This window comes from Pectobacterium betavasculorum (genome assembly GCF_000749845.1).
Lineage (GTDB): Bacteria > Pseudomonadota > Gammaproteobacteria > Enterobacterales > Enterobacteriaceae > Pectobacterium > Pectobacterium betavasculorum.
The window spans coordinates 1-387 of sequence record NZ_JQHM01000070.1 but is presented as its reverse complement, the minus strand read 5'-3'; the positions used below and the strand labels follow the sequence as shown (position 1 = coordinate 387).

1 protein-coding gene is annotated in these 387 nt (G+C 51.9%); it reads left to right on the top strand.

Annotated elements, in window-relative coordinates:
• The coding region (locus KP22_RS21140; protein ID WP_039326427.1) for an IS5 family transposase at positions 1-387 on the top strand (387 nt) is incomplete at both ends.

Here is a 387-nt window from a genome sequence, read left to right as displayed (position 1 = left end):
AAGCGCGTTTTCCGGCTGACCCTCCGGGCCGCACAGGGCTTTATTGATTCCATTTTTGCCCTGATGGGCATTCCTTTGCGCTGCCCGGATTACACCAGTGTCAGCAAACGTGCGAAGTCGTTTGATGTCAGCTTTAAAACACCCAGCCGGGGAGAAATAGCGCATCTGGTGATTGATTCCACAGGCCTGAAAGTCTTCGGTGAAGGCGAGTGGAAAGTGAAAAAGCACGGTAAGGAGCGACGTCGTACCTGGCGAAAGCTGCATCTGGCAGTTGATGCAAAAACACATGAAATCATCTGCGCAGACCTGTCACTAAACAATGTGACCGATGCAGAAGCCTTCCCTGGTCTTATTCGACAGACCCACCGGAAAATAAAGTCTGCGGCG